This is a genomic window from Stenotrophomonas sp. STEN240 (assembly GCF_056756175.1).
Window position 1 is genome coordinate 24,189 of the sequence record NZ_JBRRBO010000022.1, and the last position, 21,686, is coordinate 45,874.

Consider the following 21,686-nt stretch of genomic DNA (forward strand, 5'->3'; position numbering starts at 1 on the left):
GAAAGCAAGTGAGATTTTCCGTCATTCAACGGAACTGAATACGCCCGGGCGCGCCGTAAGAATCGCCGCCAACACGGGCACCCCCACGGTGCCGACTTGGCAGTTCGTTTTGGGGCGAACTGTCTGACCACACGAATTTTCCCCGGGCTGCCATCTGGCGGCCTGTGCGCGCAGCGTTTGCACGAGGTTTGCACGGTGAACAAGCATTTCAAGCAGGACAGGGACGTCAGCCACTCTTCCGGTGTGCCCACAGCGGGCCGTCCGCCACGGAGTTGGCTGCGGAAGGCGTACCACGGTGGCCTGCGCGGGTTGGCGGCATTGGGGTTGATGGCCGGTTTGATGGCAGCGGCACCTGCGGCGCAGGCGTACAACGTCGGCCTGTCCTCGTTCCAGGATTCGACCAGCCCCTGGCTGATGGCCAATGGCGACCCGTCCGGTACCAATGAGGGCAGCAACCTGACGCCGCTGGGCGGCATCGTGGTCTATGACGCGGTGGTCGCCAACATCGAGGCCAGTGCTGTTTCGGACATTGCGGCGGTCTTCGACATGGCGCCGGGCATGACGGTCTACGAAATCCCATCCAACTGCAGCAGCCAGACAGCAAGCTCCGGCGCGTTGCGCATCGTCTGCACGTTTACCTCGTTGCCTGCACTGGGCACCGAGGCATTCCAGCTGAAGATGGCCACCAGCGGCATGGTCAAGTCGGTTGTCAATGTGCATGGCGCGGTGGGCCTGGCCAGCCAGGCGCCGACGCTCAATGAAAGTGTGCAGGCGCTGGATCCGGCGACGCACCCGTTCTTCCAGGGCGACAGCAATATCAGCAACAACAAGCTGACCGACAACACCACGCTGACCGACTCCGCCGATCTGGAGCTGGTCAAGACCAGCAACCCGGCGGCACCCGGCAGTGTCATTGGTGGCGGCGAAGTCACTTACACGTTGACCGTCACCAACAAGGGGCCGGGCCCGGCAAGCAACTTCAATGTTGCCGATTCGCTGCCGTCCGGCTTCACCGTGGTCGCGGGCAGTTTCCAGGGAGCGGGGTGGGCCTGGAATGCCGCCACCACCACCGCCACCCATGCCACTGGCTTGGCGGCAAATGCCACCACCACTTTCAGCTTCAAGGCAAAGGCCGACATCTCGGCCGGTGATGTCACCAACCACGCGCTGGTCACCTCGGTCGGCACCATCGATACGCAGCCGAACAACAACGCCGCCCAGGCTGACACCCGCGTCAGGCCCGGCGCGGATCTGGGCGTGGATATTGCGTGGAGCAAGAGTCCAGCCACCACGGACCAGCCGCTGGATCTGAAGATCACCGTCACCAACAAGGGGCCGGAGACGGTCAACGATGCCGTCATCAAGGGCAGCCTGCCTGCAGGCATGCCGTGGAACGGCGCGGATGTCAGCCAGGCACCTGGCTGGGCATGCGTCCCCGATGTGGCCGGTGCCGACCCGGTGCTCTTCACCTGCACCCGCCAGCCAGGCTTCAGCAAGTCCAACACCGGTGAAGTGATCACCATCAACACCACGGCGCCGACCACGCCCGGCGATTACACCGCGTCGGCAACGGTGGATTCGGCTCTGCTTGAAGACCCGGTTACCACCAATGACAGCGACAGCGCCACCGTCTCGGTGCTGGCCGATGGTGCCGACCTCGCGCTGGGCAAGAGCAAGGTCAACCTGCAATCGTTGACCGATCCCGAGCTGGCACCGAACAAGGTGCCTGCAGGCAATACCGTGGCCAGCGACATGCTGTCGCGGTTGACGCTGCACAACAATGGACCAGCCGATGTTATCGGCAACGCCGAGATCCAGGAGCTGCTCGCTGAAGGCGAAGAGTTCAAGGGTGTCCGCAACGGCAACTTCGACTGTACCGCCGTGCCTGCGGCGTGGAGCAGCGGCGTCCGCCAGTTGGTGACCTGTACGCTGAAGGCTGCTGCCTATCCGTTCAAGCTTGGGCAGACGCAGTCCCTGGAACTGATCACCCGTGCGCGGGAGCTGCCGACAGGCGGTGCCGGCGCTCTACTGGTCAACAATGCCTGCACCGGCGGCACCATGCCGAACGGCTATGTTGGTTCAGCGATCGCCAATGAACCGACCACCAGCACGGGCGTGAACGCTGACAAGGTCACTGCCAACGACTGTGCCAATGGTGATGGTGTTGCAGTCACCCAGGGCGTGGCCAATCTGAAGGTGAGCAAGGAAACCCGCGCCCCGACTGCTGGCGACCGTGTGTTGAAGGTTACCGACACCGAGATGAGCTACATCATCACGGTCACCAACACCGGCGATGCCACCGCCGGCGTGGTGGTGAACGACAAGATCCCTGGTTGGTCGAGCTTCACCAAGGCGACGGTGACCAACACTGAAAATTGGGACTGCACGGTGGCGGAAACCGTCATCTGCCGTTCCAAAGCGACGGTCATGGCAAGTGGTGCCGTCAACACGATCACCATCAAGCTGACCCATACCGATGGCGTCTCGCCGGGCTTCCTTGTCGACAGCGTCGGCAAGGTCACCGCGTGCCCGAACGCGCCGCCGGTTGCAACGAACCAACCGCACTTCCATTGCAATACGGTGGGTGTCGGCATCGACGGTGCCCAGCCCAACTCCTTGGGTGAAGGCGACTGGACGGACAACTACGCCAGCGACTGGGTCAGTGCCGAGCGCTACGCGAACATGCAGACGCAGAGCAAGAGCATCACCACCGGTGCTACCGCCGGCCAGGCCGGTGTCAACTCGGTCTATCGCGTTGAATACAAGAATGACGGCCCCTCGGCAGTGCCGGGCGTGGTCATGCGCGACACCTTCAAGCTGCTCGCGGGCGACGCAGGCTTCGTGCTGATCGATGCCAAGACGGCTGGCGGCGCAACCTGCGCCGTGGACAGCCGGGACGCTGGCATTGTCGCGGTGCAGGGGCAGGGCGGTATGTCCTACTCCAACAGCGACCCCGCCGCGGTGCAGACCTTGACGGTTGCATGTCCTGCGGCCGATTTCACTGCTGGCAGCGCGCAGACACTCAATATCACCATCCGCCCCAACGTCAACAGCGGCAATACCGGTCGCTATTTCGACAATACCGGCAATTTCACCATCACTACCGGAACCGGTGCCGATTACCACGGCAGCGATGCCAATGGTGATTTCATCTACAACAGCAACACCAATGTCAGTGACGACACCAAGGATGCCCAGCTCACTTTCAAGCAGGGCGAGGCCGACCTGGCGGTACAGAAGAAGGACGTGTTCGACACGTTCAAGGACCCGATCGGCTACGACGGCACCCAGCCGGCGAAGAATGTCCTGACCTACATGTTGGAGGTCACCAATGGTGGCCCGTCCATCGCTACCAACGCCGTCGCCGAGGATTGGCTGACACCGCCGGAAGGCAAGACCGTCCGCTTCATTGGTGCATCTGCGGTCTTGTCCCACAACGACAATGACTACGGCTCGACGCTTTGTGCGGTACAGGGCCCCTCGACCGTGACCGGCAATGCGGCAAAGACCGCGAAGCTGTACGTGCTCTGCACCTTGCCGGGTGCCGGGTACGGCGCAAACAACGCCCCAGGCGTGATCTCCTCGACCACCGGCCAGAACAAGTCGTATGTTTACCTGCGCTACCTCTATGAAACCGAGCCGGGCGCCAGCGGCGATACGGTGAACAATCAGGTGGTGGTCAGCTCTTCGGAGCTCGATCCGCAGGCTGGCAACAACGACGTCACCGAAACCACCACGCTGTACATGACCGCGGATATGGGCGTGGTCAAGACCATGGTCACCACCGAGCCCAGCCTTGATCCGAGCGTGGCATTGCCATCCGACGTTGGCGTGGTCAGCATCAAGCAGGATTTCTGGTACGTGCTGACCGCCACCAACCATGGTTCCGGGCAAAGCCTTGCCCGTAATCGCGCGCAGGCAGGCGGCGGCGGTGGCACGGTCATCGTTGATACCTTGCCTGCGGGTGTGGTGGTCACCGAGCCGGGGGAGATCAGTTGGCAGAAAATCGGCCCGGCATTCACCGGTGCCACGCCGAACGGCAGCGGCCTCTGCACGCTGGCCTCGCGCACCATCACCTGTGAAGTCGGTGATGTGACCTTTGCCAGCGGCAACCTCGGCACCGTGCGCATCATCGTGCCGTCCCGCTGGGACGCGTTGCCGCCAGGGAGCACCGCGCCGCTGGGCACCTCGAACAACACCGCCAAGGTGACCACCGAGCAGATCGATCCGAACCCGGTCAACGACACCACCACCGTTCCGTTGGACGTGGTCAACCTGTCGATTGCCGGCTACGTGTTCGTGGACAGCAATGGTGGCGCCAGTGACGGCATCAAGCAGGGCGCTGAGACGGGCATCAACAACGTCACCATCACCCTGAGCGGCAAGGATTTCAACGGCGCAACCGTAACCCGTACGCTGACCACCACGAATGATGGCGCATACCGCTTCGACAACCTGCCGCCCTCCGATGAAGCCGGTTACACCGTCACCCAGAGTCACGTGGCCGGTTACAGCAATGGCCTGGTAGCGCCGCCGACCGCCGGCAACGATTCGGCAACCTTCAACCCCGGCTCGTACCTGGCTGCAGTGGATTCCACGTATGTAGCCGTGGTTACCCCGGGCGTGGTGGCAAACCATGGCACCATCGGTACCAAGGGTGCCACGGCAATCAATTACAACTTCCCGAAAGTGCAGGCGGTGACACTGTCCGGCTATGTCTATGCGGATATCGGCTTGAACAACGTGCGCGATGGCAGCGACCCGGCCATCAGCTCGGCCACGGTCGATCTGCTGGACGCGACCGGCAACAAGATCGGTACGCAGACAACCAATACATCTGGCTACTACGAATTCACCGAGCTGCACCCCGGCCTGACCTATAGCCTGCGCGAGCTGTTGCCGGCCGGCTACCAGGATCTGCCGACCGCGATCAACCCAGGCAAGATCGGCGGCGTGCTGTGCACGACCTGCAGCACCCAGACGGTTGCACCCAATACCTCGCGCATCGACAACATCAAGTTGGTGGCAGGCAGCGGCACCGAGTTCAACTTCGGTGAGGCGCAGGTGGCCTCGGTTGCCGGTGTTGTCTATGTGGATCGCGAAGATCCTACGGGCACGGGCCTGTATGACGGTAACGGCACTTACGACAGTGGCGTGGATCGCGGGCTGGGTGGTGTCGCCATTGCCTTGTATGACGCTACCGGTACCACCTTGCTGGCCACGACAACGACCGATGCAACCAGCGGCGCTTATGGCTTCGTCGACTTCAACGAGGCTGCAGGCAAGGTCGTCGCTGGTGCGAGGTATGTGATCCGCCAGACCCAGCCGGCCGCTCTGCTCAGCGGCAAGGAAGCCAACGGCAATGTGATCAATACGATCCCAGTGCCAGCAACCGGTCTGCTGGCGCAGAACTTCGGCGAGATCGCCGGCAACATCAGTGGCCGCATCTATCTGGACGCCGCCAACGATGGCACCTACAGCCCGACCGACGCGGACCTCAACGGCGTAAGCGTGAGCCTGGGCGCCGGCACCTTGAACGTGTTTGGCGAAGTAGTAGCCGCGCAGCAGACCGTTGCCGGCAAGTACGTGTTCCGCGACCTGCCCAATGGCACCTACGCGGTCACCGAGCAGACCCAGCCGCTGTACAACACCGCAACCACCTTGAACGGTGCGACCAATGCCGGCTCCGTCAGCACCGGTGGTACCGCAGGCCTTGCAACCAGCAAGAGCGTAGTGCCCTCGGCCATCACCGGCATTGCCATCGTGGCCGGTGGTTCTTCGCCGGACAACAACTTCGGCGAAATCCTGCCGGTTTCCGTGGCCGGTACGGTGTTCATGGACGTCAACAACGACGGCGCCATGAGCGGTGCTGCCGAAGTCGGGCTGGACGGCGTACTGATCCAGCTGACCGGCGTGGACGATCTGGGCACGGTCACCACCACGATGGTGGTCCCGGTAAACACCGCCAATGGCGGCACCTTCCTGTTTGAAGGCCTGCGTCCGGGTACCTATGTACTGACCGAGCCGAACCAGCCGACCGGTACCGCCAACGGCATCACCACGGCCGGCACGGTATCGAACATCGCATCCGGCACCGCAACCCCGGTGACCACGCTGCCCAGCGCCATTTCGGCCATCGACCTGACCGTGCCTGGCAGCGCGTCCATCGCCAACCTGTTCGGTGAAACGCCGCGCGACAGCAGCATCAGCGGCAAGGTGTGGCTGGACACAAACGATGACGGCATCGTCGGCTCCGGTGAAAACGGCCTGGGTGGGGTGACGGTAACGCTGGAAGGCACCGCCACTGACGGCACCAAGATCAGCGAAACGGTGACCACCAATCCGGACGGCAGCTATGCCTTTACCGGCCTGCCGCCGGGCGACTACACCATTACCGAGCCGACCCAGCCCGCCAATACCGTGGACGGCAAGACCGTGCCCGGCAGCACCGGCGGAACCGCTGGCAAGCAGGGTGATCCGGCATCGGTGATCAGCACGATCACGCTTGGCGTGACCACGCACTCGGTGGACAACAACTTTGCCGAGCTGCCGTCCGGCAGCATCAGCGGACGCGTCTACAACGACAGCAACGACAACGGCGTCATCGAACCCGAAGAAGTGGGTTACGCCAATGTCGATGTAGTGCTGACCGGCGTCGATGACATGGGCGTAGTGGTCAACCTGACGCTGAAGACCGACAAGAACGGCGCCTACAGCTTTGATGGCCTGCGTCCGGGCACCTACGAGGTGACCGAGCCGACCCAGCCGCCGGCAACGCTCAATGGCTTCACCACGCCGGGCTCCATCGGCGGGCAGCGCGTAGGCACTGCCACCGACAAGGCGACCGTGCCGTCGAAGATCAGCGCGATCAAGCTGACCATCGGCGCCAAGTCCATCGACAACAACTTCGGCGAGATCGGCGATTCGCCGGACATGCTGGTGAGCAAGTCGTCCAGCACGGTGAAGTTCACCGTCAACAACGTCGCCACGTACACCATCCGCGTGCGCAACGGCGGGCAGAAGCCGTCCTTCGGCGAGTACATCGTCAAGGATCGTCTGCCGGTTGGCCTGAGCCTGGCAGAAGTCCCGGCCGGCAACGGCTGGACCTGCAGCGGTGCAGTGGGCGATGCCCGCTTTGAATGCCGCAGTTCGGAAGTGGTGAATGCTGGCGCGACCTCGCTGTCGGACATCACCGTCAAGGCCAATGTTGCGGCCGAAGCGGCGCAGGCCGGCACTGTCAATAATGCGGTATTGATCGAGGGCGGCGGCGAGAACGAGTTCCGTACCCCGACCACCACCGAGCGCAACAACTTCGAAGGTGACGTCAGCACGCTGCCGGTGTGCGATGTCGCCATCAGCCAGAACGCCTGCCGCGTGCCCAACCAGGTGCAGCTGTCGGCGTCGGTTGGCGGCACCGTGTGGTTCGACATTGGTAGCGAAGACACCTTGTTGGACGGCGGTGACGAGCGCCTGCAGTCGTGGGTCGTAGAGCTGGTCGACACGGCCACCGGTGCGGTGAGCAAGAGCACCACCACTGCAGCCGATGGCAGCTACCGCTTTGGCGACGTGGTGCCTGGCCAGAAGTGGAACATCCAGTTCCGCGATCCGATGTCCGGTGTGTTGTGGGCCTGGCCGGTCAACAAGGAAACCGCTGCTGGCATCAATGTGTCCTGTGACGCCGACAAGGCCATCAGCGGCAGCACCGCCTCGGCTTGTCGTATCAGCGAGAACGGCGCCAGCCAGCTGCAGGTTGTGCTTGAGGCCGGCATGCATATGCCGCAGCAGAGCTTGCCGGTGGATCCGTCGGGCGTGGTCTATGACGCCGTCACCCGTGATCCGGTGCCGGGTTCGATCGTGACCTTGTCGCCGGTTGGCGTGTGCAATGGCTACGACCCGAAGACCGCAGTGCTCAATGCCATGGCCGGCGGCTACCGCATCGAGGGCAATGCGATTTCGATGACGGTGGGCAACAGCGGCTACTACCAGTTCATGTTTGGCCCGGCCGCGCCGGCACGCTGTGAGTTGCGCCTGACGGTGACGCCGCCGGGTGGCTACCAGTTCGTGTCGTCGATGATCCCGGCCCAGGACGGTTCGCTGTCCCCGGCCGGTGCAGCCGGCACCAGCCATCTGGTGCAGCCGCAGGCCAATGCGCCGACCGGTGCGGTGGGCACGCCTACCCAGTACTGGCTGACCCTGTTTGCAGGTTCGGCTACTGCCGGCATCGTGCACAACCACATCCCGCTGGATACCGCCGAAGCCACCGGTCTGGTCATCACCAAGACCGGTGACCGCCAGACCGCTGAAATCGGTGACACCGTGCAGTACACCATCACCGTGCGGCAGACCGCCGGCAGTGCGCTGGCCACGGTCAACATCGTCGACACGCTGCCGCGTGGCTTCACCTATATCGACGGCACCGGCCGTGTCGGTGGGCGTGCGGTGGACAACCCGCTGGGCAAGCCGGGCCCGCGCCTGGGCTTCAACCTGGGGCCGATCGATGTGGGTGGCCAGCTGGTGCTGACCTACCGCGTGCGTGTCGGCGTTGGTGCGCAGCAAGGTGATGGCGTCAACCGCGCGCAGGCGCATGGCTGCTCGATCACCGGTGGCTGTATTGATCCGGTCGGGCTGACGCCGGTGCCGGGCTCGGTGCCGTCCAACCGCGCCGAGTACCGCGTGCGTGTCACCGGTGGCGTGTTCACCGAGGAAGCCTGTGTGCTGGGCAAGATCTTCGTGGACTGCAACAACAACCACGTGCAGGACCGCGAAGAGCTGGGCATCCCGGGCGTACGCATGTACTTCTCCAACGGCACCTGGATGATTTCCGATTCCGAAGGCAAGTACAGCTATTGCGGCCTGACCCCGCAGAGCCACACCTTGAAGGTGGACCCGTCCACCTTGCCGGTGGGTGCCCGCCTGACCACCAGCAGCAACCGCAACCTGGGTGATGCCGACAGCCTGTTCCTCGACCTGAAGAACGGTGAGCTGCACCGCGCCGACTTCGTCGAGGGCAGCTGCTCCAACCCGCTGCTGGAGCAGGTGAAGGCGCGTCGTACCCAGGGTGAGGTGCGTGCACCGGAAACCGAAACCGGGCAGTCGCAGCTGCGTTTTGACAGCAAGCCAGCCCGTGCGCCGCAGCAGGCCACGGACTCGTCCAACCAGAGGCCGATCGTGCAACCGCGACCCAACCCGCCGTCCGCGGCGGCCCAGCAGGAGGTGCAGCCATGAGCCGCATCGCCCTGCGCAAGATGCCGCGCGTAAGCCTGCTGGCCTGCGCGCTGGCCACCGCCTCGCTGCCGGTACTGGCCCAGAACGTGGGCAGCAGCACCCGCTTCACGCCGGTCAACGGCGAAAGCACCACGCTGTATCCGCGTTCGCTGACCACGCTCGATGCGCCGCCGGAAGTAGTGGCAGCGCGCTCGGGTGAGGTCGATTACAGCCGCAATGCCGGTGTCGATCGCGTCTCGGTGGAAGTGGACCGCGATGGCGTGCCGGCCGATGGCCAGACGCCGGTGCACATCACCGTGCATCTGCTCGGCGCCGACGACAAGCCGCTGGCTGGCAAGTCGTTCGTCACCATCGAGAACAGCGGCGGTCGCATCCGCCTGCCGGGTTCGCGTACCGACGAATTCGGCCCGGGTGCCAGCGACGCCGACAAGGTGATGCCGGGTGTGCAGCTGGAGGTCGAGAACGGCGTAGCCGAGTTCGACCTGATCGCCCCGCATGATCCGCAGGATGTGTTGCTGCGGATTACTGCCGGTGGTGAAACCGCCGAAGGCACGATTGGTTTCCTGCCGGAAATGCGCGACATGCTCGCCACCGGTTTGATCGAAGGCGTGCTGAACTTCCGCAACAAGTCCAACGCCAGCCTGATCTCGCCGGTGCAGCACAACGATGCTTTCGACCGCGACATCCGTCGCTGGGAGAAGCAGTTCAACAACGGCAAGGCCAGCGCCTCGGCGCGCACCGCGTTCTTCGTCAAGGGGCAGATCAAGGGTGAGTACCTGCTCACCGCCGCCTATGACTCGGACAAGGATGTGCGCGGCCGCCTGCTGCGCGACATCCAGCCGGAAGAGTTCTACCCGGTCTACGGTGATTCGTCGCTGCGTGGCTTCGATGCGCGCTCGGCCGAGCGCCTGTACGTACGCGTGGACAACAAGCGCAGCTACCTGCTGTACGGTGATTTCCAGACCGGCGACACCCTGGCCACCACCAGCGGCGTTGGCGGCAGCGGCCCGATCCCGCAGCGCAGCCTGAGTACCTACAACCGCACCGCCACCGGCCTGGGCTGGCACTTTGAAAGTGAGCGCGTGCGTACCAATGTGTTCGCCATCGAAGACTCGCTGCGGCAGATCATCGAAGAGTTCCGCAGCCAGGGCAGCGGCCCGTATGCACTGCGCAACAACGCGGTGCTGGAAGGCAGCGAGCGCGTGGAGATGATCGTGCGCGATCGCAACCAGCCTTCGCGCATCGTCACGGTGAAGCCGCTGGCACGCCTGGTGGATTACAGCTTCGAGCCGTTCTCCGGGCGCATCCTGCTCAACCAGTTCCTGCCCTCGTTCGACAGCGATCTGAATCCGGTTTCGCTGCGCATCACCTATGAACTTGATCAGCAGACCGAGAAGTTCTGGGTGATTGGTGCGGACGGCCAGTACAAGCTGACCGACAAGCTGGAAGTTGGCGCATCGGCGGTCGAAGACCAGAACCCGTATGCCGAGTTCAAGATGGGCAGTGTCAACGCGGGCTATCGCTTCGGCCAGAACACCATGCTGGTGGCCGAGTTCGCGCGTACCCAGAGCGAGGTCAACACCAACTCGCTCAACCAGGTGACTTCGCAGGGTTTGAAGGACGTTACCGGTCAGGTTGAAGGCGACGCTTGGCGCGTCGAGTTCGCCCACGACGGTGACAAGTTCGACGCACGCCTGTTCGGTGCGCGTACCGATCCGGAGTTCAACAACCAGGCCTCGCCGCTGTACGGCGGCCGTGGCGAGTACAGCGGCCGTATGTCCTACGCCGTTGGCCCGCGCCTGGAGCTGTACGTTGAAGCCCTGCGCAGCGAAGACCGCAACCCGGACGGCGGCAAGCGTGATGCCGGCGGCGCCGGTGTGCGCATCGGTGCCACCGAACGCCTGACCCTGGACTTCGGCCTGCGCAGCATCCGCGAAACCATCGGCATCACCTCGCCGTGGTCGAACACCGGCTACGGCCAGCTATCCGGCCTGACCGGCGGCTTTGCCACCGGCTCGGGCGGCGGCGCGCTGGGCTACGGCCAGCAGGCGCTGGACCCGGCCACCGGCCTGATGGTGATCAACAGTGGCGGCGCTGGCGATACGATGACCAGCGATCTGCCGGTAGGCACCAAGCTGGAATCGGACAGTGCCCGCGTTGGTATTGGCTACCGCTTCAACGACAAGTTCAGCGGTGGCGCCGAGTACGAGCAGAGCGTCAGCGGTGAAGACCGCAACCGCGTTGCCGCCGGCATGGACTACCAGTTGTTCGAACGCAGCCGCATCTACGGCCGCTACGAAAAACAGACTGGCCTGACCAGCGCCTACGGCATCACCACCACCGACCGCGAGGCCGATGCGCTGGTGTTCGGTATCGACAGCAGCTACATCCGCGACACCCAGGCATTCTCCGAATACCGCCTGCGTGATGCGATCAGCGGCCGCGATGTGCAGGCGGCCTCGGGTATCCGCAACAACTGGGATATCGCCAAGGGCCTGCGCCTGAGCAGCTCGATCGAACGCGTCAATGTGGTGGCCGGCGATACCGGTGACAGCACCGGCCTGGCATTGGCATTGGATTACAGCGCCAACCCGCTGTGGCGCGGCGCTATCCGTGCCGAACACCGCATCTCCGAAGACGTGCCGGGCACCGCGGACAGCAACGAGGCCTTCAAGACCTCACTGCTGCAGTTCATGGTTGCGCGCAAGCTGAGCCGCGATTGGACCTTGTTGGGCCGCAACTATTTGTTGGCAACCAACTACGAAGAACGTGGCGACGTGCTGCAGGATCGTTTCCAGATCGGCCTGGCTTACCGCGACACCGACCGCAACCGGATCAACGCCTTGATGCGCTACGAGTACAAGCTCGAGCGCGACGAAAGCGGCCTGACCCTGCTCGACGGCAACGTGGTGGATGGCAGCAGCCAGGATGTACGCACGCGTGCGCACATCATCTCCACCCACGCCGACTGGCATCCGTCGCGGCCGTGGTGGCTGACCGGTCGCATCGCCGGCAAGTGGCAGCGCGACCAGTTCGCCTATGGCGACGGCAGCCGCGTCAACAGCAGCTTCAACGCGGTGCTGGTCTCCGGTCGTGTCGTATACGACATCACCGAGAACTGGGATATCGGCGTGCTCGGCTCCACCTTCCGTGGCCAGTACGGCGCCAACCAGTTCGCCTACGGCATGGAAGTGGGCCGCCTGCTGCGGCAGAACCTGTGGCTGTCGGCCGGTTACAACTGGACCGGTTTTGAAGGCGACAGCGATCTCAATGGCTACGAGTACACGCAGCAGGGCTTCTTCCTGCGCCTGCGCTTCAAGTTCGACGAAGACCTATTCCGCCGGGACCCGGTCCGCTACCGCGACCCGGCCCGCTGAGGACGACACCATGACCTTTATGCAAACCAAGAACCGTCCGCTGCGCAGCTTGCTGGCTGTTGCTGTCTTCGCTGTCGCCGGTACCGCCGGCGCCCAGCAGACCCAGCTCAACCCGCAGGCCAAGCGAATCAGCGACGAAGCCATCCATGCCGATCTGCAGTCGTATGAAGCGACCCAGGGCCGCATCCAGGCGCTCAACGATGGTGGTCGCCCGATCCGCGACTATCACCTGTCCAAGGCGCAGTGCTGGCTGGACGTGTCCTTCCACGAATACACCCGCAACGACCGCAGCGCCTTCCCGCAGGGAGCACTGACCGAGTCGGAGAAGCTGATCGTGGACATGGAGAACGGCGTCTCGCCGATCCCCACCGACACCGCCCTGGTCAACGACGCCAAGTACCTGCGTGCCGATTTGTGGCAGCGCCTTAAGGTCATCCACGGCACGCCGGGCTTCGCCTGCGCCTCGCAGAAGGTGGCCTGTGGTGAAGTGGAGCTGGTGCATGCCGGCAACGAGTTCAACCAGCAGCAGTGGCGCCATTCCAAGCCTTACATCCAGATCGCCGAAGACCTGGTCAACGAGGCCGAAACCGCAGCGCGTCTGTGCGGCGTCGATCCGGCTGGCCCGGCGGTTGTTCCGGTAGCGGCAGGCCCGTTGATTGCCAACGTGCTGTTCGAGTTCGACCGCGACGGCTACAAGGACATCCGCACCTACTCGCTGGAGAGCGTGGACCGCGCTTTGGCCACCATCGGCAACGAGAAGCGCGAACTGGCCGGGGTCACCCTGGTTGGCCACGCCGACCGCATGCAGGGCAATGGCTTCGACTACAACCAGGCCCTGTCCGAGCGTCGCGCCAAGACCGTGCGTGAATTGCTGGTGGGTCGTGGCGTGCCGGCTGACAAGATCCGCTACGAGTACCGCGGTGACACCCAGCAGGTACAGCAGTGCGACGGCGTCAAGCCGCGTGCCGCACTGCTGGAATGCCTGCTGCCGAACCGCCGCGTGGAAGTGCGGTTTGAATTGGCGCAGTAAATTCAGCGCGAAGTGTTGACCAACAACGCCCCGGCAATGCCGGGGCGTTGTTCGTTTGGGGCTTGGCGTCAGCCCTAGCTATTCCCGCGCGCACGCAATCTACCCTCTCCCTTGCGCCGCAGGCGCAGTGGAGGGTTGGGGAGGGGTAGGCGAGCGCAGCTCGAAGCTTTGTGCTTCAGAAAATGCGGGCATGCCAAACGGCAAGCGCACCAACTGCCATCGCCAACAGCACCCCTCCCCAACCCTCCCCTGTGCTGCGCACAAGGGAGGGAGCCTAGCCGCAGCCGGCCTGATCTCCGCGTGCTCGCAATCTACAAGGGAGGGGGCAAAAACCCCCAAACCAGCGGAATGGCTACACTGACCCGGCTAAGTCGCACGGGAACTACCCTTGGTCTCCAGCTGGATCCTGCTCCTGGTCTCACTGTGCTACGCCGCGCTGCTGTTCGGCGTGGCCTGGTGGGGTGACCGCCGCCCGCTGTATCCGGACCGCCCGTGGCTGCGGCCGGTGGTCTACAGCCTGGCGCTGGCGGTCTATTGCTCGTCCTGGACCTTCTACGGTGCGGTGGGCTCGGCGGTGCGTTACGGCATCGGCTATCTGCCTATTTATCTTGGCCCGCTGCTGATGCTGATCTTCGGCTGGCGCATCATCGAGCGGCTGGCGCTGATCGCGCGCAGCGAGAACGTGGTCTCCATCGCCGATTTCATCTCCTCGCGCTTCGGCCGCTCGCGGCGGCTGGCGGCCTTGGTGGCGCTGATCGCACTGATCGGCGTGGTGCCGTACCTGGCGCTGCAGTACAAGGCCGTGGCGATGAGCCTGCAGGTGCTGACCGGCGATGCCGCGGGCAAGGGCTTTCTGACCGATCCGGCGCTGTATGTGGCGCTGTTGATGGCCTTGTTCGCCATCCTGTTCGGCACCCGCCAGGTCGATGCCACCGAGCACCACTACGGCATGATGCTGGCCATCGCGGTCGAGTCGCTGATCAAGCTGCTGGCGATGGTGGCCATCGGTGTATTCGCCTATGTCTGGCTCACCGATCGCGGTGATTCGGTGGTGCAGTCGGCACGCACCTTGTTTGAAGGCATGCCGCCGGTGGGCTTTGTATCGCAGACATTGCTCAGCTTTCTCGCAATGATCTGTCTGCCCCGGCAGTTCCATGTGGCAGTGGTGGAATGCGGCAATGCCGGCGATGTACGCCGTGCGCGCTGGATGTTTGGCGGCTACCTGGTGCTGATCTCGTTGATGATCGTGCCCATCGCCAGCGCCGGCGCAGCGCTGTTCGGCACCGGCCTGGCCTCGGACGACACGCTGGTATTGGCCTTGCCGCTGTCCGCAGGCAGTACCACCTTGGCGCTGATTGCCTACGTAGGCGGCTTCTCTGCCGCCACCGGCATGGTCATCGTGTCGTCGATCGCATTGGCGACGATGATCAGCAACGATCTGGTGATGCCGCTGCTGCTGCGGCGCAGTGGCGACCATCGCGAGGCCGCCAATGTCGCCTCGCGCGTGCTGTGGATACGGCGCATGGCGATCGTGCTGCTGGCGCTGGTGGCCTACGGTTATTACCGCGGCAGCAACGACGACACCATGCTGGCCGCGTATGGATTGATGGCCTTCGCGGCGGTGGCGCAGTTCGCGCCGGGCCTGCTCGGCGGCTTGTACTGGCGCGGTGCGAGCCGGCGCGGTGTTGAAACCGGCATGTTGGTGGGCTTTCTGGTCTGGGCCTATACGCTGTTGTTGCCGGCGCTGAGCCACGGTGGTTGGTTGGACGCCAGCCTGCTGACGCAGGGCCCGTTCGGTATCGGTTGGTTGCGGCCGCAGCAGCTGTTCGGCCTCACCGGCTGGGATCCGCTGACCCACGGCACCTTCTGGTCGTTGCTGATCAACACCGTGACCATGCTGCTGGTGTCGATGCGCTGGCGCCCTGATGTGGCCGAACGGCTGCGCGCGGCACCGTTCCTGGACCCCTATGCCAAGCGCCCGGTGGTGGCCGGTGACTGGCCGGCGCACGTCAAGGTACGCGATCTGCTGGCCCTGGCCACGCGCGTCATTGGTGACAACCGCGCGCGGCGCTCATTCGGCGAACAGGCGCAGTTGCTGGATCGCGAATTCCAGCCGGCCGCGGCCGCCGACCGCGTCTGGGTGCAGTTCACCGAACGCTTGTTGGCCGCCTCCATCGGTGCCGCCTCCGCACGCCTGCTGCTGACCAGTCTGTTGCGCGGCTCGGGTATGGACCTGGGCGAAGTGGTGGCGGTGCTGGATGAGGCTGGGCAGGAACTGCGCTTCAACCGCGAGATTCTTTCCACCACCCTGGAGAACATCAGCGCCGGCGTGAGCGTGGTTGATCCGGAAATGCGGCTGACCGCATGGAACCGCCGCTACCAGCAGATGTTCGGTTATCCGGATGGCATGCTTTACGTCGGCCGCCCGGTTGCCGACCTGATCCGCTACAACGCCGAACGCGGTGAACTGGGCTCGGGTGATACCGAGGTGCAGATCAACCGACGCATTGGCTATATGCGTGCCGGTTCGCCGCACGTGTTCGAGCGCACCGGTGCCGATGGCAAGGTGATTGAGCTGCGCGGCCAGGCACTGCCCGGTGGCGGCTATGTCACCAGCTACAACGACATCACCGATTTCAAGAACGCCGAACAGGCATTGCTGGAAGCCAACGAAAACCTGGAGCAGCGCGTCGCCGAGCGTTCGCAGGCGGCGGAAGCGGCGCAGCAATCGAAGACGCGCTTCCTCGCCGCCATCAGCCATGACGTATTGCAGCCGTTGAACGCGGCCCGCCTGTTTGCTTCGGCACTGCGCGACAGCCTGCACGAAACCGATGAGCAGCGGCATCTTGCCGAGCGCGTTGATGCTTCGTTGCGTGCGGCCGAAGAACTGCTCGACGGTCTGCTGGATGTGTCGCGCCTGGATGCCGGCGGCTTGCGCCCGACCATCACCGAGTTCGATGCCAGTCTGCTGGTGCGCGAGCTGGCGGCGCAGTACACGCCGGTGGCGGCGGGCCGTGGTCTGCGCCTGCATGTGTTTGCACGCACCGCATGGGTGCGCAGTGATCGGCGGCTGTTGCGTCGGGTGCTGCAGAACTTCATGGCCAACGCACTGCGCTATACGCGCAGCGGCCGTATCGTGTTGGCGCTACGCGTGCGCGGTGATGAAGTTGAACTGCAGGTTTGGGACACCGGTCCGGGCATTCCCGAGCACCACATGCAGCAGATCTTCAATGAATTCCACCGCTACCAGCAGCCCTTCGACTGGGGCGAGCAGGGCCTGGGCCTGGGCTTGTCGATCTGCCAGCGCATCTCGCGCCTGCTCGACCATGGCTTGAATGCACGCAGCCAACCCGGTCACGGCAGCATGTTCTCGATCAGCTTGCCGCGGGTGCCCACACCAACGGCGCCGTTGCCAACGCCGCGTCAGCAGACCGCTTTTGGGGGCGATGATTCGCTGGCCGGCATGCGCGTGCTGTGCGTGGACAACGACCAGGAGATCCTCGACGGCATGCGTGCGCTGCTGGGCCGCTGGAAGGTGGAGGTGATAGCGGCCAGCACGGTCGACATGGCCTTGGAGAAGCTGAGCGAGCAACCCGATGTGATGTTGGTGGATTACCACCTGCACGATCGCCTGGACGGCCTGGATACCCTGATCGCGCTGCGCGAAGCGGCGCAACGGCCCTTGCCGGGCGCGCTGCTGACCGCCGATGGTCGCGATGAGCTCAAGCGCATGGCACGTGAGCGCGGCTACCGCGTGCTGACCAAACCAGTGAAGCCAGCCTCGCTGCGCGCGTTCCTGACCGCATTGAACGACCCGCGCCGGCGCTAGCATCGAACCTGTAGTGCCGAGCCATGCTCGGCAGGGGGGCTCTACCGGTAATGCCCCAGCGCAGCATCGCCGCGCTTTGCCAAAGCGACCCTCACCCCAACCCCTCTCCCGCAGGAGAGGGGCTCAAACCGTAGTGCCGAGCCATGCTCGGCAAGGGGCTTTACCAGCAATGCCCAAGCGCAGCATGGCTGCGCTCTATCAGAGGTGCTGCAGGCTTCGCGGTTTACGCCGCTCCCACAACCTCGGCTGCCGCATGCAGGTGTTCGTACAGGATCGCGCAGCCGATGACGATCAGGATCACGCCGCCGATGATCTCCGCGCGCTTGCCGACCAGCGCGCCCAAGGCGCGGCCGAGCATGATGCCGATGGTCACCATGGTCATCGTGCACAGGCCGATCACCAGCGCCACCACGCCGATATGCACATCAAGGAAGGCCAGGCCCACACCTATCGCCATCGCATCGATGCTGGTGGCAAAGCCGGTGGCCGCCAGCGTCCAGAAACTCTTGTGCTGCTCGCCGGCCTCGTCGGTGTCGCCGTCAGCCTCGGTCTCGTCGTCCGGCTTCAGGCCGGCAATGATCATGTGCGTGCCCAGTACACCCAGCAGGCCGAAGGCGATCCAATGATCGAAGGCCTGCACATACTGCGACGCGGCGCGGCCCAGCAGCCAACCGATGATGGGGGTGATGGCCTCGATCACACCGAAGATCAAACCCGCGCGCAGCGCATCGAACAGGCGTGGTTTGCGCATGGCTGCGCCCTTGCCGACTGCCGCCGCGAAGGCGTCGGTGGACATGGCGAAGCCGATCAGAACAATGGAGAGTGGTGACATCAGGATTACCGGGTCGGGCGGACACAAACGGCACACGCCGCGCCCAACCGTAGTTGCGCACGCATGCCGCTGGTCTCGCCAACCGGGTCTGGCTGCCCACACCACGGCGCACTGGCCGAGTATGTTGATGTGGGCGCTTCCATTACTGGAAGCAGGCTACTCCCCAAGGGAGCGCGGATTGTAGCAGCAAGCCGGTGCCGCGGCTGCCAGGCATGTTTGTAGGAGCGGCGTAAGCCGTGAAGCTGGTGGATTTGGGCCGCCGGACACAGCGCCATTCATGAATCTGGCTGTTTTGCGACTAACTGGACTGACCGCGATCTGCGAGTGCAGTGGCTTCGCGGCTTACGCCGCTCCTACAAAGGCTGATTACCTGTGTGAGGGCTCAGTCTTCTTCCGGTGGCAGCACGATGGCGTCGTCGTCGATGGCCAGTTTGCCGGCCATCAGCACTGCCTGGGTGCGGTTGGTCACGCCGAGCTTGCGCAGGATGGCGGTGACATGGGCCTTGATGGTTGCTTCGGACACACCCAGGTCATAGGCGATCTGCTTGTTCAGGCGGCCCACGCCCAGCATCTGCAGCACGCGGAACTGCTGCGGGGTCAGCTCGCGCAGGCGTTGGCCCACTTCGCGTTCTTCATTCGGCGTGGGCGGCACGTTGTGCGCCTCCGCCGGCGCCCAGCGCTCGCCATCGAGGATGGTGCCCAGCGCATGGCCGATGGTGTCCGAATCGGCGGATTTTGGAATGAAGCCAAAGGCGCCATGGTCCAGTGCGCGTCGCATCACCGTGGCTTCCTCGCGCGCGGACACCACCACGATCGGCAATTGCGGATGCAACGCACGCAGATGCACCAATGCGTTGAAACCCTGCGCGCCGGGCATGTTGAGGTCCATCAACACCAGGTCGGCATCGGGGTGCTGTTCGGCCAGTGCGTACAGCGCTTCGACGCTGTCGGCCTCCATCAACTGCACGCCCGGTATGACGCGTTGCACCGCGCCCTTGAGGGCTTCGCGGAACAGCGGGTGGTCATCGGCAATGAGCAGGGTAGGCATGGGGCGAATAGTGAGTGATGAGGAGTGAAAAGTGAGGAGTGAGACCTTGGAGCTTGCCGCCCGATGCTACCGCTGTTGCAGCGAACAGGACAGCCGAGCATCGGTAGCGAAGGAGGAGTGAAGGCGCCGGCTGCACTTGCTGTTGCCGTTACTCGCTCCTCACTCCTCTTTACTCACTCCTCGTTGCTTCTTCAGCGGACCTTGCGCTCTTCCACCAGCGATGCGACCACCGATGGATCGGCCAGCGTCGAGGTGTCGCCCAGCTGATCCGGCGCGTTCTCGGCGATCTTGCGCAGGATGCGGCGCATGATCTTGCCCGAACGGGTCTTGGGCAGGCCTGGCGCCCACTGCAGGTGGTCCGGCGCGGCGATCGGGCCGATCTCCTTGCGCACCCATGCCACCAGTTCCTTCAGCAGTTCGTCGGTCTGCGCTTCGCCGGCAATCAGGGTGACGTAGGCATAGATGCCCTGGCCCTTGATCTCGTGCGGGAAGCCGACCACGGCCGCTTCTGCAACCTTGGGATGCGAGACCAGTGCGCTTTCCACTTCGGCCGTACCGATGCGGTGGCCGGAGACGTTCATCACGTCATCGACGCGACCGGTGATCCAGTAATAGCCGTCTTCATCGCGACGGCAGCCGTCACCGGTGAAGTAGCTGCCCGGGTAGGTGCGGAAATAGGTGTCGATGAAACGCTGGTGGTCGCCGTAGACGGTGCGCATCTGGCCCGGCCACGAATCACGGATGATCAGGTTGCCTTCGGTGGCTCCTTCCAGCGGCTCACCGTCGGCACTGACCAGCGCCGGCTGCACGCCGAAAAACGGCAGCGTTGCCGAGCCCGGCTTCAGGTCGGTTGCACCGGGCAGCGGCGAGATCAGGATGCCGCCGGTTTCGGTCTGCCACCAGGTATCCACGATCGGGCAGCGTGCATCGCCGACCACGTCGTAATACCAGCGCCAGGCTTCCGGATTGATCGGCTCACCAACGCTGCCGAGCAGGCGCAGGCTCTTGCGCAAGGTGCGCTTGACCGGCGCTTCGCCATCGCGCATCAGCGCACGGATGGCGGTGGGCGCGGTGTAGAAGATGGTGACCTGGTGCTTGTCGATCACCTCCCAGAAACGCGAGGTGTTCGGGTAATTCGGCACGCCTTCGAACATCACCGAGGTGGCGCCGTTGGCCAGCGGCCCATAGACGATGTAGCTGTGGCCGGTGACCCAGCCGACGTCGGCGGTGCACCAGTAGATGTCGTCCTCGCGCAGGTCGAACACCGCTTCATGGGTGTAGGCCGCATACAGCAGGTAACCGCCGCTGGTGTGCAGCACGCCCTTGGGTTTGCCGGTGGAGCCGGAGGTATAGAGGATGAACAGCGGATCCTCGGCGTTCATGCGCTCCGGTTCGCACTCGGCCGGCTGGGTGTCCACCACATCGTGGAACCAGCGGTCGCGCGGTGCCTGCATGTCCACCGCGCCGCCGGTGTGGCGCACGACCAGCACGGTTTCCACGGTGTTGGTGCCGGGCAGCTTCAGCGCGGCATCGACGTTGGCCTTCAGCGGCACCTTCTTGCCACCGCGCAGGCCTTCGTCGGCGGTGATGATCAGTTTGCTGGCGCAGTCGCCCACGCGGTCGGCGATGGAATTGGCGGCAAAGCCACCAAACACCACCGAATGGATGGCGCCGACGCGGGCGCAGGCCAGCATCGCCACCGCCGCATCGACGATCATCGGCAGGTAGATGGTGACGCGGTCGCCCTTCTTGATGCCGAGGCTGCGCAGGGCGTTGCCCAGGCGGCAGACGCGCTCATACAGCTCGCTATAGGTGACCTTCTGCGCCGGGCTGTCCGGGCCATCGGGCTCGAACAGGATGGCGGTCTTGTCACCGCGCGTGGCCAGCTGCCGGTCCAGGCAGTTGACGCTGACATTGAGCTCGCCGTCCTCGAACCATTTGATGCGGAAATCGTCGAGCTTGTAGCTGACGTTCTTGATCTTGGTCGGCTTCTTGAACCAGTCCAGCCGCTCGGCCGCCTTGGCCCAGAACGCATCGGGGTTTTCGACCGATTCGCGGTACAGCTGCTGGTACGTGTTCTTGTCGATCCGTGCCTTCTCGGCGAACGCGGAATCAACGGGATATACATCAGTCATGGCAACCCTCACCTTTGCACTTGTAACCAATGAATGAGCCCTGTCGTGGACAGGGCCGGGACAACCCAAGTGTGCCGCATCCACCCCACCTCGCGCTGCTTCTTCTGTTAGACGATGGTCGAACAGACGCCTGCTTACGACTAATGGCGAATAGCCGCCCGCTGCCATCCCCGCGCACGCTGGCTGTGACCGTGCAACCGGTGCGGCCCG

Annotated in this window: 7 protein-coding genes and 1 riboswitch; of the genes, 4 read left to right on the forward strand and 3 right to left on the reverse strand. The window is 64.1% G+C overall.

Annotated features, from left to right (window positions below; translation table 11 throughout):
* The first annotated feature begins 195 nt into the window (after window positions 1-195).
* The 4 genes from ACVOKO_RS11385 (at window position 196) to ACVOKO_RS11400 (ending at window position 17,461) form a co-directional block, all read left to right on the forward strand.
* Window positions 196-9,225, forward strand: coding sequence for an SdrD B-like domain-containing protein (locus ACVOKO_RS11385; protein WP_346499022.1), 9,030 nt, complete (start codon window positions 196-198; stop codon window positions 9,223-9,225).
* Window positions 9,222-12,602 carry an Ig-like domain-containing protein gene (locus ACVOKO_RS11390; RefSeq protein ID WP_346499023.1) on the forward strand — a complete coding sequence of 1,127 codons (3,381 nt, stop codon included), beginning with the start codon at window positions 9,222-9,224 and terminating at the stop codon, window positions 12,600-12,602. Before ACVOKO_RS11385 ends, ACVOKO_RS11390 begins: the two co-directional genes overlap by 4 nt.
* Before the next feature lie 10 nt (window positions 12,603-12,612).
* Window positions 12,613-13,632: an OmpA family protein gene (locus ACVOKO_RS11395; protein WP_346499024.1), complete on the forward strand. Its 1,020-nt coding sequence runs from the start codon at window positions 12,613-12,615 to the stop codon at window positions 13,630-13,632.
* A gap of 388 nt (window positions 13,633-14,020) precedes the next feature.
* Window positions 14,021-17,461, forward strand: coding sequence for a hybrid sensor histidine kinase/response regulator (locus ACVOKO_RS11400; protein WP_346499025.1), 3,441 nt, complete (start codon window positions 14,021-14,023; stop codon window positions 17,459-17,461).
* 223 nt (window positions 17,462-17,684) lie between these two features.
* Here ACVOKO_RS11400 and ACVOKO_RS11405 read toward each other — a convergent pair whose 3' ends face one another.
* The 3 genes from ACVOKO_RS11405 to acs all read right to left on the reverse strand — a co-directional run bounded on the left by ACVOKO_RS11405 (window position 17,685) and on the right by acs (window position 21,476).
* Entirely contained in the window at window positions 17,685-18,293 is a 609-nt protein-coding gene (locus tag ACVOKO_RS11405; protein WP_346499026.1) for a manganese efflux pump MntP, read from the reverse strand.
* A 7-nt stretch (window positions 18,294-18,300) separates the two neighbouring features.
* Window positions 18,301-18,465, reverse strand: a riboswitch (yybP-ykoY riboswitch).
* A gap of 210 nt (window positions 18,466-18,675) precedes the next feature.
* Complete coding sequence (locus ACVOKO_RS11410) at window positions 18,676-19,341, reverse strand: response regulator transcription factor (protein WP_346499027.1); 666 nt, start codon at window positions 19,339-19,341, stop codon at window positions 18,676-18,678.
* A 191-nt stretch (window positions 19,342-19,532) separates the two neighbouring features.
* Window positions 19,533-21,476, reverse strand: a complete 1,944-nt coding sequence (gene acs, locus ACVOKO_RS11415; protein ID WP_346499028.1) for an acetate--CoA ligase — start codon at window positions 21,474-21,476, stop codon at window positions 19,533-19,535.
* Between the last annotated feature and the right edge of the window lie 210 nt (window positions 21,477-21,686).